Source organism: Sphingomonas sp. GW822-FHT03G08, assembly GCF_058801135.1.
The window spans coordinates 2,141,311-2,156,723 of the sequence record NZ_JBXAMZ010000001.1; the positions used below are offsets into that span (position 1 = coordinate 2,141,311).

Annotated in this window: 15 protein-coding genes and 1 pseudogene; 8 read left to right on the forward strand and 8 right to left on the reverse strand. The window is 68.0% G+C overall.

All coding sequences use genetic code 11. The features are described 5' to 3' along the window. The first annotated feature begins 39 nt into the window (after positions 1-39). Together AC1RJ5_RS09760 and AC1RJ5_RS09765 are read left to right on the forward strand one after the other, a co-directional pair. Positions 40-327 (forward strand): hypothetical protein, encoded by a 288-nt coding sequence (locus tag AC1RJ5_RS09760; protein ID WP_493113064.1) that lies wholly within the window; start codon positions 40-42, stop codon positions 325-327. Positions 328-329: 2 nt separating this feature from the next. Further along, positions 330-485, forward strand: coding sequence for a hypothetical protein (locus AC1RJ5_RS09765; protein WP_493113066.1), 156 nt, complete (start codon positions 330-332; stop codon positions 483-485). 128 nt (positions 486-613) lie between these two features. Here the strand turns inward: AC1RJ5_RS09765 and AC1RJ5_RS09770 are convergent, their stop codons facing one another. The 4 genes from AC1RJ5_RS09770 to AC1RJ5_RS09785 form a co-directional block, all read right to left on the reverse strand. Continuing rightward, a complete protein-coding gene (locus tag AC1RJ5_RS09770; RefSeq protein WP_493113068.1) occupies positions 614-1,222 on the reverse strand; it encodes a GntR family transcriptional regulator in 609 nt (202 codons plus the stop codon). A 3-nt stretch (positions 1,223-1,225) separates the two neighbouring features. Further along, the gene (locus tag AC1RJ5_RS09775; protein ID WP_493113070.1) at positions 1,226-2,116 is read right to left on the reverse strand and encodes a phytanoyl-CoA dioxygenase family protein; all 891 of its coding nucleotides are present in this window, start codon (positions 2,114-2,116) and stop codon (positions 1,226-1,228) included. Next, positions 2,116-2,721 carry an acyl-homoserine-lactone synthase gene (locus AC1RJ5_RS09780; protein ID WP_493113072.1) on the reverse strand — a complete coding sequence of 202 codons (606 nt, stop codon included), beginning with the start codon at positions 2,719-2,721 and terminating at the stop codon, positions 2,116-2,118. The genes AC1RJ5_RS09775 and AC1RJ5_RS09780 overlap by 1 nt, the downstream gene beginning before the upstream one ends. 78 nt (positions 2,722-2,799) lie before the next feature. Beyond that, on the reverse strand, positions 2,800-3,543 hold the full coding sequence (locus AC1RJ5_RS09785; protein WP_493113074.1) for a LuxR family transcriptional regulator: 744 nt from the start codon (positions 3,541-3,543) through the stop codon (positions 2,800-2,802). 211 nt (positions 3,544-3,754) lie between these two features. Here AC1RJ5_RS09785 and AC1RJ5_RS09790 point away from each other — a divergent pair. Next, positions 3,755-3,904: pseudogene (locus AC1RJ5_RS09790) on the forward strand (transcriptional regulator domain-containing protein); the annotation flags it as partial. A gap of 31 nt (positions 3,905-3,935) precedes the next feature. After that, complete coding sequence (locus AC1RJ5_RS09795) at positions 3,936-4,544, forward strand: DNA -binding domain-containing protein (RefSeq protein WP_493113076.1); 609 nt, start codon at positions 3,936-3,938, stop codon at positions 4,542-4,544. A 106-nt stretch (positions 4,545-4,650) separates the two neighbouring features. Here the strand turns inward: AC1RJ5_RS09795 and AC1RJ5_RS09800 are convergent, their stop codons facing one another. Then, positions 4,651-5,481 carry a hypothetical protein gene (locus AC1RJ5_RS09800; RefSeq protein ID WP_493113078.1) on the reverse strand — a complete coding sequence of 277 codons (831 nt, stop codon included), beginning with the start codon at positions 5,479-5,481 and terminating at the stop codon, positions 4,651-4,653. Positions 5,482-5,965: 484 nt separating this feature from the next. On the opposite strand from AC1RJ5_RS09800, the gene AC1RJ5_RS09805 reads away from it, so the two are divergent. Together AC1RJ5_RS09805 and AC1RJ5_RS09810 are read left to right on the forward strand one after the other, a co-directional pair. Continuing rightward, positions 5,966-7,390 carry a thiol-activated cytolysin family protein gene (locus AC1RJ5_RS09805; RefSeq protein WP_493113080.1) on the forward strand — a complete coding sequence of 475 codons (1,425 nt, stop codon included), beginning with the start codon at positions 5,966-5,968 and terminating at the stop codon, positions 7,388-7,390. 56 nt (positions 7,391-7,446) lie between these two features. Further along, positions 7,447-8,166, forward strand: coding sequence for a hypothetical protein (locus AC1RJ5_RS09810; protein WP_493113082.1), 720 nt, complete (start codon positions 7,447-7,449; stop codon positions 8,164-8,166). A 457-nt stretch (positions 8,167-8,623) separates the two neighbouring features. Here the strand turns inward: AC1RJ5_RS09810 and AC1RJ5_RS09815 are convergent, their stop codons facing one another. The 3 genes from AC1RJ5_RS09815 to AC1RJ5_RS09825 all read right to left on the reverse strand — a co-directional run bounded on the left by AC1RJ5_RS09815 (position 8,624) and on the right by AC1RJ5_RS09825 (position 10,179). After that, the gene (locus AC1RJ5_RS09815) at positions 8,624-9,016 is read right to left on the reverse strand and encodes a hypothetical protein (protein ID WP_493113084.1); all 393 of its coding nucleotides are present in this window, start codon (positions 9,014-9,016) and stop codon (positions 8,624-8,626) included. A 2-nt stretch (positions 9,017-9,018) separates the two neighbouring features. Beyond that, positions 9,019-9,846 (reverse strand): TIGR02587 family membrane protein, encoded by an 828-nt coding sequence (locus tag AC1RJ5_RS09820; protein WP_493113086.1) that lies wholly within the window; start codon positions 9,844-9,846, stop codon positions 9,019-9,021. A gap of 90 nt (positions 9,847-9,936) precedes the next feature. After that, entirely contained in the window at positions 9,937-10,179 is a 243-nt protein-coding gene (locus AC1RJ5_RS09825; protein WP_269574060.1) for a DUF7662 domain-containing protein, read from the reverse strand. Positions 10,180-10,398: 219 nt separating this feature from the next. Between AC1RJ5_RS09825 and AC1RJ5_RS09830 the strand changes: the two genes are divergently transcribed. Further along, entirely contained in the window at positions 10,399-12,108 is a 1,710-nt protein-coding gene (locus tag AC1RJ5_RS09830; RefSeq protein WP_493113088.1) for a histidine kinase famiy protein, read from the forward strand. 194 nt (positions 12,109-12,302) lie between these two features. Further along, entirely contained in the window at positions 12,303-15,236 is a 2,934-nt protein-coding gene (locus AC1RJ5_RS09835) for a PAS domain-containing protein (RefSeq protein ID WP_493113090.1), read from the forward strand. Positions 15,237-15,413: the final 177 nt, after the last annotated feature.

Below are 15,413 nucleotides of genomic sequence, written 5' to 3' on the forward strand. Positions count from 1 at the left end.
CGATGACCGGAGCAGATCCGGACAATGGGCTCGAGGCGCTTGCTGATCTGGAACTGCTACGCTTGCGCGCGCGTGGCAGCCGAGCTTAAGCGGCGCGGCCTTGCGTCCAATGTCGGTCAGGTCGCGGAGAGCCTCGCCCTGTCGTTCTTCAATGGAACCCCCGGACGCCCGAACCTTCAACCCGCGCCTACGGGGACACAGAATGTCGATGCGCTGTCGCGTCGCGGTGACCGTTATTCGATCAAGGGCGTGCTCGACGGGCGCAAGACCGGCACGATCTATCCCGACCACGACGATAGCGAAAACAGCTGTTCGAGTATCTGCTGATTGTGCGGATTGATGAGGATTGGCAGCTGATCGCCATCCATGAGTTCGACTGGAAGACGTTTGTCGAGGTGCGCAGCTGGGACAGCCGCATGAATGCCTGGTATGTCGGGCTGGCGGCAGAGACGCTTGCGCGATCGACGCTCTTCTTACCCGCCTGACCGCCGGACCAGGGGGCGGGCATCGGTCTCATCTTCCCCCGTCGCGGGCGCATATCCATGTTACTTCAGCCGCCTGCGGGCGAGGCTGGCTTCTTCGTCCGAGAACAGCCCGCGCATTCTCCGACCAGCTATTTGACCAGAGCATTCGTCGCCTGCGCGACGATTCGAATAACCGCTGCAACCCTTCGGCGATGATACCGCGTTATCGCACCCATCAGCGCCGTCCGGTCGCCCACGGCAACGACACTCGCCAACCCTATCAGCTCACCCATCCCAGAGCCGAGAGCCATTACCTCGGCCCGCCTGAATGGCGCGAGGCGGTCGTTGAGTGAACCGACCGCAACGATGATCTCGGAGCTCCCTGTTCGGTTCGCGATGTCGCGGAAGAGGGCTGCCGTGCATCTGGGAACATCTGCGTCGGAGATAGGGCGCTCAATTTCTCCTAGCCCAAGTGTTCCGTGTTTCGCTGCTGCTCTGGCGACCACGCCATTCCAATTATACAGATCGCGGAGCCCCGCTTCTGTGAGGAGTGGCACGCGGAACCCATTGTGGTTCGGCGCTTCGACCAGCCGCTCGCCTGTGAGCCGGTGCAGCGCATCGCGAATGGGCGTAATGCTGGAGGCGATCTGCTTGCTGATTACGGCGGGCTCGATTGGGCTGCCGGGTGGCAGCTCGCCCTCGGCCAGCATGCGCTTGAGCTCGTTGTAGACGCGCTCGAAGGTGGCGCCGGGGCTCATGGCCTATCCTCCCGCGCGCTGCCTGGCGACATGCGCCGCGATCAGCGCCTGCTGGTCCGGGCGCAGCGCATCGACCGCGCCGATTGCGTGTTTGGGTGTGTCGCGAAGCAGGATCGAGGGGCATTGGCCTTCATAATTGCCGAGGTTGGGCCGGTGCTGGCGATAACCGACCAGTGCCGCGAGCTCGGGCGGGAAGTGGCGCGCGACGTCGGGCGGATAGGCGAGCCACTGGTTTTCATAAGGCTTGAGCCAGCCCAGGCAGTAGCTGATGATTGCGCCCCGGCGCGTGGCGAAGCTGCGGTTGCCGCCGGCGCCGTGCAGCGTCGATCCGAGGAAGACGAGCGCGTCGCCGGGGTCGAGTTCGAGCGCGATGGGGTCGGTGTCCGGGTTCGGCTCGAGCGCCTTGGTCCCGTGGCTGTCGGGCCAGAGCAGTGTGGTGCCGTTCATTTCGCGATAGGGCGTGAATGGCCACATCACGTTGACGAGATATTCGATGGTGCCGGTGGGGCCGCGCCACATGTCCTGGTCGCGGTGCGGCAGCTGCGGCAGTGCTTGCGGGTGCAGCGCGATCGCCTGGGTCAGGTTGAGCTGGATGCAGTCGCACCAGGGGCCGAGAACCTGGGCTGCGAGCCCGAGGACCTCGGGATGCATGACCAGCGCTGCGGCACGGGGGCTGCGGGCGAGCAGCCGCCCGAAGCGCTTGGTGCGCTCACCGTAGAAGCCGCCCTGGCAGAACGGCGTGTCGGCGAAGCACTGGGCTAGGTCCTCGTCGAGCGCCTTGATCGTCGCGCCCGGGAGAGCGTTGGGCAGGACGCAATAGCCCTGGTCGAGCAGGTGCCGCGCCGTATCGGGCGCCGTCTGGTGCCGGGGTGCGGTCTCGAGCCGGGCCGCCATCACGCTGCCGCCTGGTCCAGCATCGCGGGGGCCTGGATGCCGCCCGCCGCGAGAAGGCGAGGAGTATCCGGGGTAATGGTGATCCGCAGCGCGCCGAGCGCCATGGTGCCGATCCGGTTCAGCCGGCCGAGCGGCTCTGCCTGCCAGCCGAACGCGAGGATCTGCTCGAGCCATCCCTGCTCGGCGACGCCGGTATAGGTGGTGATGCCGTTGGCCAGCGCATAGTGCGCCAGCGCGGTGACCAGCGCGTCGCGACAGCGCCGGCGCTCGGGCGCGCGCAGCCTGCGCTCCAGGCAGAAGCGGGAGATCTCCCAGGTGTCGGGACCGCTCGGCACGGATGCCTCGCACAGTTCGGGAAACAGCTCGCCGAGGATATGCGGTCCGGTCGTCGGCAGGATGCGCGCCGAGGCCAGGTGGTTCTGGTCGGGGTCGGTGAGGATCAGGTAGCGCGCATGCGCGTCGTCATACTGATCCACCTCGTACAGGCCGGCCAGGATCGGCAGGTCCCAGCCGAGCAGGTCGACGAAGACGCGCTTCCTGGCCTCGAACATCGCGCGCATCACCTTGTCGCTGGCGGCGCTCTCGTCGTCGTGCGTGAACAGCATCTCCGGGCTCCCCTGGTCGTGGAGGCCCGATGCTGCGCCTGGCGGCCGGTGCTGGCCATTCCCCAGAAATGGGGAGTTTCAAGGGATCATCGCATCGGTGAAGGTGAGCGCCCCGTCATAGAGGGCGTGGATCGCAAGCTGGGTCTTGTTGAAGACGCCGTAGCGCCGCCGCGCCTCCTTCATGTGCTGGACTGCCGTGCCATGCCCGATGCCGAGTATCTGCGCCGTCTCCCACTCCGACTTGCCCCTGGCTGCCCAGTAGATGCAGTCGCGCTGGCGGTCGCTGAGCCGCGGCCGGTGGAGGTCGGTGCGGCGCATGCCCGACAGGCGGCGCGCCGCCTCGAACGCGGCGGTACCGACAAACTGGGCGAGCGGGATCCACTCGACGCGGTAGCTTCGCCCATGGACGGTGGCGAAGGAACACGACCCCTGCGCCTCGCCGGGCAGGTGCGCGGGCACCGTATAGCCGTCCGCGAGGCCGGCACGCTTCGAGCGCAGCAGAATGTCCTCGTCGCGCCTTGTCAGGTCGATCAGCTCGCGCAGCATCGCCCAGGGGAAGCCGAGGTTGCGCAGGTGGCTCGCCCGGTGCACTGGGTCCGAGCGGCCGAGCCCCTCGGCGTCGAAGAACGCTTCCCAGTCCGGCGGATAATTGTGGATGCGGATCGCCGGATGCGGCGCCCGCCACATGTCGACATGGTGGGTCAGCGCGAAACAGCGAAAGCCCATCTCGCGGGTGATCGCATCGACCAGGCGGCCGAGTTCGCCGAAGCTCGCGGCGGCCTCGACCGCAAGCGCGAATTGTTGTGCTGTCGCAATTACCATGGGGGACGCCGTACCGATGAAGGACGCGCCCCAAGCCGCTGCGCCCGTGATCGACACCTGCCCTGCCCGCGCATGGCGCTTTCCCATCGCCGCCGCGGTCGGATCGATAAGGCCGCCTGTTTAGCCCCAGTCGGGCGGCTGGGCAAATTCGGGTGGCCGGAAACATGGTCTAGCCTTTGTTGGGCATGGCATTGGCCCCGATGGGCGGGCGATGGGGCCCGCGGCTGACGTCCGTCCGGACTGGCGCGACGGCGCGCCCTACCGCGCGCTGGCGGGCATCGACCGCGCCGGCCTCGCCTGGGAGTGGCTGCGCCGCGATCCTGCCTATGCCGAGGTAAGCGCGCGGCTGCGGCGTGTCGGCGCAGCGGCACCCCATCTCGAGATGGAGGCGGATGCCCGAGCTTTCGGGCTGTGCTTTCGCCGAGCATGCCGCGCGCGCGGCACCGCAGGCGCGGCTGCTCTGGCATGCCGATCTCGACCCCTTCGTGCTACAGGTCCGGGCGATGCCGAGCGGCGGCGCGGATCCCGAGGCGATCGACCTGGCCCGCCTGGCGCGCTGGGCAACGATCGTGCGCGGCGGCGGCCGCGAGCACGTCGCTTTGTCCGACGGCTGGCACCGCATCCGCATCGATGTCGTCGAGGGCACGCTGGTCGAGGAAGGGCCGGCCCGGCTCGACTATCTGCTGTCGGGGCTGACCCGCATCGATGCGCCGGTGCTGACCCTGCGGCGCATGCTGAGCCTGTGGCGCACCGGCCGCTTCGCGCGACCGCTCTACCCGGCCGAGCCAGGCCTGCCCCGGCGCCTCGAGACGCTGCGCGTCGGCGACGCGCTCGCGGCAGGCGCATCCTATCGCGAGATGGCCGTGGCGCTCTATGGCGAGGAACGGGTTCGCACGGACTGGAAGGGGCGCTCGGACTATCTGATGTCGCGGGTCCGTCGCCGCGTGGCCGAGGCACGGGCGATGGCGGCGGGCGGATGGCGGGGCCTGCTGCGCGATTAGCCTGTTTGGAATCCGCGTCGTGGCGCAGTGACCAAGATGGCGGGCGCGCTAAGGCGCGGCCGGGCCGGTCGTTTCGTGCTTCCGGTGGCACGCGGGCATCGGTGGGTCAGGCGGGGGATTCGGCGATGCAGGCCTGGGCCGCGCAGGTCGCCCGCGCCAGTTCGACCGCGGCGAACAGCCTCAGCCGGTGATGGATTTCCGGGTTCCAGATTATGGCCGGCCCGGAATGGGTCGTCCACAGGCCGGCTCGCGCCGCCGCCGCCAGGATCTTCGCCACCTGCATGCGCGAGACGTGGAGCCGGCGTGCGAGATCGCCGACTCGGATCGCGACCGGCGCGCCCGGTGGCGCCTGTTCCGACAACGCCAGCAGATGGAAGAGCAGCATATATCCCGCCACGCGGTCGGCGAAGGGCGCCAGCTCGGGAAAGGCCTGCCGCGGCATGCGGTTCTCGGCGAGGAGCGGCGCGACCAGCTGGTCGAGATAGACCGGCAATATCCGATCGGGCTGCCCCGCGGCGGACGGCAGGGGGCCGAGCAGGGCCGCCGCGTCGAGCCGGGCGGCGAGCCCGGCCGTGAGATAATCGGTCAGCGGCGCGGCGGGGACCAGGCGGCGCGACCGGGCATCGGGCAGGGCCGCCTCGCAGACGAAGCCGAAGTGCAGCAGCACGTCGAGGATCGCCCCGATGCCCCGGCGGGTGCCCAGCCCCGCCCGCTGCGCCAGCCCTGTCAGCATCGCCCGGGTCGGCGCCGGCCCGAGCCCGCTTCGGAAGCGCCCGTCGAAATAGACGACCAGCGCCGCGACGCCGTAGCGGCGATGCTGCCCGATCGCGCGGGCGCAGGACCGGTTCGCCTCGGAGATCGCAAGCAGGTTGCCGCCGAGCCGGACCAGCGCCGCACCGAACGCCGGATGCGAGAAAAGGCGAGCGGCCTCTTCCATCCACTCCGCCGCGCGCGCGAACGCAAGTTCGGGCGCAATGGTGGCTGCCGCGTCGCCTAGGAGGGAGGATATGCCACCAAAGTTACGTTGCAGATCGGTCCTCCGCACGTAGCATGTGCCGGTCGACCAAGAATATTGCCCACCGGAAAGCCGGGCCAGAGCAGTTGATGATTGGCAGGGCCTTAAGCACTGCTTGCCGATCACCCCGGCCCCTTATTGCCGAACCTGTTGGCGGGTCGCGGACAGGGTCGTGCAGCCGCGCCCGCAGCACTGGACCCGCGTATTGCCGAGGGGTGCGCCGGCAGCGCCGGACCTGACCATGCGGCCGCGCAGCGGGGGCAGATCGCGTGCTGCGCGGGGAACCGGCGCCCGCCGCGCCGGGCGCTTTGCTGCCGGCGTGAACACCTGATGCGGCGGCTGTGCCGTCCGCGCGCTCCAACCGATGAAAGGACAGCCACTCATGCGTGCCATCCTGCCAGCGACAATGCTTCTCGCCCTGGCCCCGGGCGTCGCGGCCCAGGTCGCCGATCCGGTCGAGTCCTTCCTGCTCGGCCTGCCGCGCGATGCGACCCAGCTGCTGTCGCTCGCGGCACCGGCCGTGCCGCCCGCTTCCCGCCGCGAGACACAGGTACAGACGATCGTCTGTGAACCGCAGGAGCTCAGCGGCAGCCAGCTGGAGGATTCCTTTGCGATCCTGTCCGCCGACACCAACCGGATCTACCCCGGGGCGATCCTGGTCGTCGACCAGCGGCTCGCCCAGGGCCGGCCGACCGTCACCAGCTACCCGCGCCCGCCCCTCGCCCTGAACATCTCGCTGCCCGGCCTCGGCGCCGATGCGCGGTTCCTGGTCCAGCAGCCGAGTGCGGGCACCGTCCATGCCGCGGTCGACGGCGTCGTCAGCGCCTGGCTATCCGGCCCGGCCGGGCGAGGCTATCAGGCGCCGGCGATCGTCAGCTACCGCAGGACGCGCTCCTACAACGCGCAGCAGGCCGCGGCGGGCCTGGGCTTCAGCGCGCAATGGGCCGGGGGCCGGGCTTCGGCGATGCTCTCGGCGTCGAGCGACCAGTCCAGGGCGACCTACCTCGCGGTCTTCCGGCAGGTTTTCTATACTGTCGGGGTCGACCGCCCGCGCAACGTCGCAGGCTTCTTCCGCAGGGATGTCGGCATCGCGCGGCTGCGCAGCGACTTCGGCCCTGCCCGCTTGCCCGGCTATGTGAGCAGCGTCGCCTATGGCCGGCTCATCCTGGTCAGCATGGAGACCGATGCCTCCGTCACCGAAGCGGACGCGAAAGCGGCGCTCGACTATGCGACGGGCGGGACCGGCGCCAAGGGGCAGGTCAACGCGCACGCGCGGCGCGTGGCGAACAATTCGCGCTTCGGGGTCATCGTCCTTGGCGGCGGCGCCGAACATGCGGCGCGGGTCGTCGCCCATGGTCCGGACAACGACCGGCAGGTGAAGGACATCATCGAGAGCGGCAGCCAGCTCGCCCGGGACAATCCGGGCCTGCCGATCGGCTATACGGTCAACCTGCTGACCGGCGAGCTGGCCCATGCCCGCTACGATGGTCCCTTCGCGGTACCGAGTTGCAGGACCCTCGACAATTACGCGATCGAGCTGCGCCACGACGGCGGGTACCGGGGCCGGTTCATCGTCAGATGGCAGCAGCCGCGGGGTGTCGGCGAGGAGACCGAGGACAGAAGCTGGCATAGCGGTGTCCAGACCGCGGGCTGGCGGCGCACCATTTCCGTTCCCGCGGACGCCCTGGGCCTCACCGTGCTGGGCGAGCTGGATTTCTTCCACAACGACTGGCGCCAGGCTGGCTACTGGAATGAGGTTTCGAGGCGGCGCGCGGGGACCTGCCTGCGCATCGCCGGGACGACCGTGCAGCCGCAATCCGGCACCTGCTGAGCTTTTCGATCGCATGCGTGACCGCCCAATCCCGGGCCAAGGAAAGGAGAAACTTCATGGCGAAGGTTCGATATGGCTGGGTCGTGTCCGACCAGGCCGCAGCGCTCCCAGGAATCGCGTTCGGGCCCCGGTGGCTGAAGGGTGGCAGGCGAAGCGGATCGCTCACCGTCCTGCGCCGCCACAACCTTCTCTTCAAGGACGTCGTCTTCGAGGGCCGCGGCACCCACGCGCTGGAGGCGGTGCTTCGCGAAATGGCCGGTCACGACGAACGCTTCGTCTGGAGCGGGATCGCTGCCGGCGCGAAGATCGAGGAGTTCGTGCCTTCGCCCTATGGCGGGCCGGACGAGCAGGTCATTCGCGTCAATGAAGTCGACATCCCGAGCGACTATCACGCGCATGTCTTCATCCCGGACAAGACGTACAGTTTCGACGGCGTCCTCACCAGCTTCGTGACCCCGTTCACCGGCTTTGCCGGGACCCCGGGCCTCGCCGGCCTCGTCAGGGATACGATCGAGGGAGTCGGCGAGATCATCGATCGGGCCGGCCAGATTCACGAATCCCAGCTGCCGGCGGTCAAGCGGCTTACGGGCTCGAAGCACGTGGTCGTCCTGCTTACGGCGCGAACCTTATCCGCACCGCCGCTCCTGACACGCCGGGGCGAGGAGAGTATCGCAGCGATCGGTCGAAACCTGGCCGGTCGCCTCGGCGTCGCGCTCGCGCCGAAGGACGAGAAGGCCGCGTCGCCTGCCAAGCGCACCGCGCGCAAACGCCGTTGACCGAATCCCGTATGCATCGACATTGACCGGCTGGCCCCGATTGCCCTGGGCCGTCTGCTCATAGGCGTTGCGGTAGTTATAGGCCAGGCGCATCTGCAGCGGCCCCTTCTCGTAGAAGCCGACGACATTGTAGGTCGTGGCGGGCTGCTGCTTGCCGGACCGCGTCGCTGTGTTTTCGTCATTCATTTCCTGCGTGTCAGCGGGTGTGTCGCCAGGCTTTGCTCCGCCGCCTCGTTCCTGATCGTCGCGCATCTGAGACCTCTCCGTGCAACTGCGTACAGGTCCAACGCTTCAGAGGCGGCAGGGTCCCAAGGCAGCGCCGGACGGGCATAGCGAACGGCGCCTGCCCTTCGGCGCGCAGCTAATCGTGCTTCGCCGGTTCGTCGGTGCCTGGCGCCGCGCGGCCGACCAGCGGATGAGGAATTCCCCCGATGCCCGAGAGCAGGGCGGCGGTCCGTCACGGATCTTGATAACCGAGCGCCCGCAACCTGAGCCTGCCCTGGCGCGGGTCCTGTGCGAACATGAGCCCGCCCTCGACCCGGGCGCCAGCCGCGACATAGTCGAGCGTCGCCCTTGCCGTCTCGTACGGCTTGCCGGGGACGGACAGCGTGCCTTCGATCTCTACCGAAGCAGCGGTACCGCCGCGGTTGATCGCCTCGAATACGACCACGAACCCTTGCCCCGATGCTGCTACTTCGCGCACCTCGACGGTGATCGCCGGCGGCGTGGCGCCCCCGCGCCGGAGGTCGGCGCCGATCACGGCGAACACCAGCAGCAGCACGGCCAGGCCGAGCGCCGCCGATGCCCATTCGAGCGCCGAGGTTCGTGCATGCGGTTCGCGCCTTGCCATGGTCAGACCACCAGCCGCGCGATCGCGGCCCCGGTCGCGGCGGGAAAGCCGAGCACGACGACGATGCGCGCGATGATGAAGCTGTCCTGCCCGTCGAGGCTGCCGAAGGTCCAAAGCACATAGAGGCTGACCAGCAGCGCAATGGCATAGCCGGGAACGGTATAGACCAGAAACAGGCGAAGGGGCGCAGCGCCTTCCGGGCCGGCTTCCTGTCCCGCCAGTCCGACCGTGAACACCAGAATGTGCAGCAGAACGAGCGAGGCGAGAACGAGCGCCAGGGCATGTTCTGCGCTCATCTTGTACGCGATCAATATCATCTCCTCGGTCGGTGCGACGTTGAAGGCGAAGAACAGCGCGCCCGCGAGCATCAGGAACAATTGCCCGGCATAGCCGGCCGATCGATGCGCAAGGCTCTCGTCCTCGTCCCCTTCGCCCGAGCCCAGTTGCTTGCGCGCGATCATCGCGCCGAAGCTGGCGGGCACGCACTGGATCGCGACCTGCCCGAGCGCGGCGTCGAACGGGAGATCGAGGCGCAGGAGCCCGAACAGGGCGAGGATCGCGATCGAGGCGATCATGCCGACCGCCTGGGCCGCCAGGGCATCGAGCACGTCCTCGGTCAGCGTCGCGGTCCGCTCGAAGCCCCCGAAGCGCGACAGCAGCACCAGCACCGCGAAGTTGAAGAGCAGGAACAGCAACAGGCGCGCTGGCGCGATGTGCAGGCCGATCGCCCACATCTCCATCGTCATCAGCAGCGGCAGCCCGAAAAGGATCGCGCCGGCAAAGGCACGTGCCAGCCCGATCGCATAGTCCCGGTTCAGTTGTACCGCCATCGACGTCATCGTCACGACAATGCCGGCGCTTTGCCTTCGTTCCCGGTGCCACTGACATGCCAAGCGGGAGCGGCGGGAGAGGCGCCGGGATCAGCCCCTGCGAAACAGCACCATCTGGCTCATCAGGTCCGGCTCGGCGATATAGCCGGCATCGCGCCAGGCGCGCGCCTGGACATAGCGCGAACTGCCTCGCTGGTTGGACCACCAGGACCGGTAGTCCGAGGCGGAATCAGGCAGGCCGCCGACCAGGCGGGAGATGGTCGTGAACGACAGGGTGATCAGCGGCCTGCCATCGGACTTGAGGTGATCGCGGAGGGGATCGTACTTTGCCATGGCCGGCTGATAGCGGGGCATGCCGGCGGCGAAAGCCTTTCCGGCACGTGCGCCACGATTCTCACGCGTGTGGCGCCGCCTTGCGGGGAAGGTGGGCGGCTGTGTCGGTCTCCCGGTTCGATGGGGGTCTCCCGTGGCGGACCTTGCGGCGGATTTGCGCGCGCATGGAAACCGAAACGCTCCGGGAACATTCTTGCCATAGACTTTTCTTCGAGGACAATGGTGAGCAGCAAGGACAGCGGCGAAGCCGACACTGCCCAGGAAGCGACCGGTGAGCCGGCGGGCAATCTCAAGGACCCCACGTCGTACAGCCCCACGGGCAACAAGGGGCAGCATCACTGGAAGCGCTCGACTGTCGCCGAGCCCGGCCTCGACCAGCGCGGCACCGTGTTCTTCGCGGCGCTCCAGATGACGCGCATGCCGATGATCCTGACCGACCCCCGGCAGAGCGACAATCCGATCGTCTTCTCGAACAAGGCCTTTCTCGACCTGACCGGCTATGCTGAGGCCGAGGTCGTTGGCCGCAACTGCCGCTTCCTGCAGGGCACCGACACCGATCGCGAGACCGTCCGCGAGCTGCGCGACGCGATCGCGGCCGAGGAAGCGATATCGATCGAGATCCTCAACTATCGCCGCGACGGCTCGGCCTTCTGGAACGCGGTGTTCGTCGCTCCCGTCTACGACGCCGACGGCCAGCTGATATATTTCTTCGCCAGCCAGCTCGACGTGACGCGCCGTCGTTCCTCCGAGCAGGCCTTCCGCCAGGCGCAGAAGATGGAGGCTATCGGCCAGCTCACCGCCGGGCTCGCGCACGATTTCAACAACCTGCTTCAGGTCGTCGCCGGCAACCTCGACATGCTGCAGGGCGACGCGCTCACCGATCGGCAGCATCGGCTGGTGGGCAACGCGGCGCGCGCCGCCGATCGAGGCTCGCGCCTGACCCGCCAGCTGCTTGCCTTCGCCCGCAAGACCCGCCTCGAGCCCCGGCGGACCGACCTCAACACCCTGATCCACGAGTTCGGCGACCTCATCGACAACACCGTTGGCGCGCAGGTTCGCCTGGTCACTGCGCTCGAGCGCCGGCTGCCCGAGATCGACATCGATGCGACGCATCTCGAGATGGCCGTCCTCAACGTCCTGCTCAACGCGCGCGACGCCATGCCCCAGGGCGGCAAGGTGACGATCGCGACCGAGCTGTGGAAGCTCAACGGCAATGCCGCCGCTCATCAGCTGCCCGAGGGCGACTATGTCGTGCTCGCGATCACCGACGAGGGCAGCGGCATGAGCGAGGAGGTGCGCCAGCGCGCCACCGAACCCTTCTTCACCACCAAGGGCAGCGAGCGCGGTACCGGGCTCGGCCTCGCGATGGTCCACGGATTCCTCCAGCAGTCGCGGGGGCGCCTCGAGATCGATTCCGAACAGGGACGCGGCACGACCGTGCGCATGCTGTTCCCGGTGGCCGGAACGGAGAGCGTCGCCGCGCCCGCGCCGCGTGTCGACAAGGCGAGCACCGGTGGCAGCGAGACGATCCTGCTCGTCGAGGACAGCGATGATGTGCGGGCACTTGCCCAGGAGCAACTGGAAGCGCTCGGCTACACGGTTCTGGTCGTATCGAGCGGCGAAGAGGCTTTGGCGCTGCTGGGAGATCGTCCGGTCGACCTGCTGTTTACCGACATCGTGATGCCTGGCGGCATGAGCGGCCTGGAACTCGTCGAGCAATTCCATGCGCTGCGGCCCGAAACGCCCATCCTGATGACCACCGGCTATAACGAGGACCTGGTTGCTGACATTCCGCGGGGCAGCCGGCTCGACGTGATCGGCAAGCCCTATCGCCGCCAGGAGCTCGCCGACCGCATCCGCGTCGCGCTCGACCGCCATTCGTCTGGGGAACGCCCGGTCGAACAGGGGTTCGGTCCCAAGGAAGGCTGAGGGCAGGCGCGCGACGGGACGCGGTTTCGGCGTACAGACCAGGCGCGGCATATTCAGTGCATGCAGTCGCCGCCCTTGGACTCCGCGCATCGGCATGCAGGCAAGCGGCGCTGGTCCGTTGGCCGGAATGCTGTAATATCAGGCAGATATCGGCCATCGGCTTCTCACCGTGGCCCGAGGGGGATAGCGAGAACGTGACACCTTCCGGCCTTGTTGGTGGCGGGGACACCGGCGACCGCATTCGCTCGATGGACTGGCGCTCCACGCCGCTCGGCGCCATCGAGACCTGGCCGAGCGCGCTGCTCGCCCATGTCCAGATCGTGCTGGCGTCTCCCGTCCCCATGGCCCTGCTCTGGGGTCAGGACGGCATTCTTCTCTACAATGACGGTTATGCGGAGATCTGCGGGCCGCGCCATCCCGCGGCGCTCGGCGGCAAGCTGCTCGATGTCTGGCCCGAGGCGCGTGCCTTCAATGCGCGCGTGCTGGATGCCGCGATGCGGGGCCAATCTCTCAGATTTCACGCCCAGGAGCTCGAGCTCTGGCGGCATGGTCGCCCCGAACAGGTCTGGATGGACCTGGAATATGTCCCCGTGCGCGATGCGACCGGCCGGGCGGTTGGCATGCTCGCGCTGGTCTTCGATATCACGCAGCGGATTCTCGCCGAGCGGCGGCTTGCGCGAAGCGAGGAACTCTATCGCTTCCTGGACGAGCTCGGCCAGGCGATCGCGCCCCTGCAGGACGCGCAGCAGGTCCTGTCGGTCACCGTGCGCATGGTCGCGTCACACCTGTCCGTCACCAACTGCGCCTATGCCGACATGGATCCCGATGCGGATGGCTTCACCATTCGCGGCAACTGGCATGCCGAAGGCTCGCCTTCGATCCTGGGCCATTACAGCCTGGCCGATTTCGGACGGCTGGCGGTCAGCGAGCTGGGCGCCGGCCGGCCGCTGGTCATCAACGACAACCTTGTCGAAATCGCGCCCGAGGAGGCCAGGACCTTCCAGGACATCGGTGTCGCCGCCACCCTTTGCATGCCGCTGGTGAAGAACGGCCGCCTGACCGCCCTGATGGCCATCCATGACAGAGTGCCGCGTCGCTGGAGCGAGTATGACCTGACCGTGATGCGCGAAGTCACGAGCCGATCCTGGGCACATGTCGAGCGGGTCGCGGCCGAGGCCAATCTTCGCGCGAGCGAGGAGCAACTTCGCCTAGCGCTGGATGCCGCCGAAATCGGGCAGTGGGACGTCGACACGGTCGCGGACACCCTGTTCTGGCCGGCGCGGGTGAAGGGGATGTTCGGCATCTCTCCCGATGTGCCTGTCTCGATGAAGGATTTCTACGCCGGGCTGCACCCTGAGGACTTTGAGGCGACCGTGGCGGCCTATGGCGCCGCCGCCGATCCGGCGCGGCGTGCCCTTTACGACGTCGAGTATCGCACGATCGGCAAGGAGGACGGTATCGTCCGCTGGGTCGCCGCAAAGGGCCGCGGCGTCTTCGAAGGGGACAGGTGCGTCCGTATCATCGGCACCGCGATCGACATCACGACGCGCAAGCGGACCGAGCGCGCGCTGCTCGAGCTGAACCAGACGCTCGAGCAACGCGTCGCCGAGGGACTGGCCGAGCGCAAGCTGCTCGCCGACGTGGTCGAGAACACCACGGCGATCATCCTCGTCGCCGATCTCGACTATCGCTGGCTGGCGGTGAACCGCGCCGCCGCCAAGGCCTTCGAGGCCGTCTATGGCATCCGGCCCAGCGTCGGCACCTCGATGCTCGACGCGCTCGATCACCTGCCGGAGCATCGCGAGCAGGTGCGCCGGACCTGGGGACGCGCGCTGGCCGGTGAGGAATTCACCATGGTCGAGGAATTCGGAGACCCGGGGCGCGAGCGACGCTTCTTCGAGATCACCTTCAATGTGCTGCGCGACCGCTCGGGCCAGCGGATCGGCGCCTATCAGATCGTGCACGACGTCACCGAGCGGATGGCCGAGCAGCGACGGCTGTCCCAGGCGGAAGAGCAGCTGCGCCAGTCCCAGAAAGTCGAGGCACTCGGCCAGCTCACCGGCGGCGTGGCCCATGACTTCAACAATCTGCTGACGCCCATCATCGGCTCGCTGGACCTGCTCAGCCGCAAGCAGCTCGGAAACGAGCGCGAGCAGCGGCTCGTGGCGGGCGCGCTGCAGTCGGCGGAGCGGGCGCGGACCCTCGTGCAGCGCCTGCTCGCCTTTGCGCGGCGCCAGCCGCTCCAGCCGACCGCCATCGACGTAGGTGCGCTGGTCGCCGGCATGGGCGACCTGATCGCGAGCACGACGGGCCCGCAGATTCAGGTGCGGGTCGAGGCGGCCAGCGATCTGCCCGCAGCGATGGCGGATTATAACCAGGTCGAGATGGCCCTGTTGAACCTGAGCGTGAACGCGCGCGACGCGATGCCCGAGGGCGGGACGCTTCGCATCGGCGCCACCGTGCGGGACGTGCGCGGCAAGGAGCAAGGCGAACTGCGGCCCGGCCGCTACGTGATGATCTCGGTGGCCGACAGCGGGATTGGTATGGACTCGGACACGCTGGCGCGCGCCATCGAGCCCTTCTTCTCCACCAAGGGGATTGGGAAAGGCACGGGTCTCGGGCTCTCAATGGTTCACGGACTGGCGCAGCAGCTGGGCGGCGGCCTTCGCATCCTCAGCACGCCGGGACTCGGCACGAACGTCGAGATCTGGCTTCCAGCCGCAGCGGAGGCCGCGATACCGTCGCCCGCCGGCTCCGACGAGGCCATCGCTCGCGCCGGACCGCGGGGTACGGCGTTGCTCGTCGATGACGAGGAAGCAGTTCGTGCGAGTACGGCGCACATGCTCGAGGAATGCGGGTTCGACGTGGTGGAGGCGGAATCGGCGCAGGCAGCACTCAACCTGCTCAAGGCGGGCGAGCATTTCGCCCTGCTCGTGACCGATCATCTCATGGCGGGCATGGACGGGACCCAGCTCGTCAGGGCAGTAGGGAGGATACGGCCTGGGCTCCCCTGCCTGATCGTGTCGGGCTATGCCGATGTCGAAGGGATTGCCCCCGACCTGCCACGGCTGACCAAGCCGTTTCGCGCGAGCGAACTGCAGGATGCGCTGGCCGGAATTGGCCTCTAATCTGGTGTCCCTCCGGCACGCCGCGAGACTCGGATCCCACGCAGCATGCAGGCCAGGTCGTGAACCGACAAACGACTGCATTCGGCATCCCCGGTCAATCGGCTGATTGGGTGGACTGCCGCCCGACCGTTCCCGGCGTATCCCCGAAAAGGCAGCCGTTCTTGCGCGCTACACGCG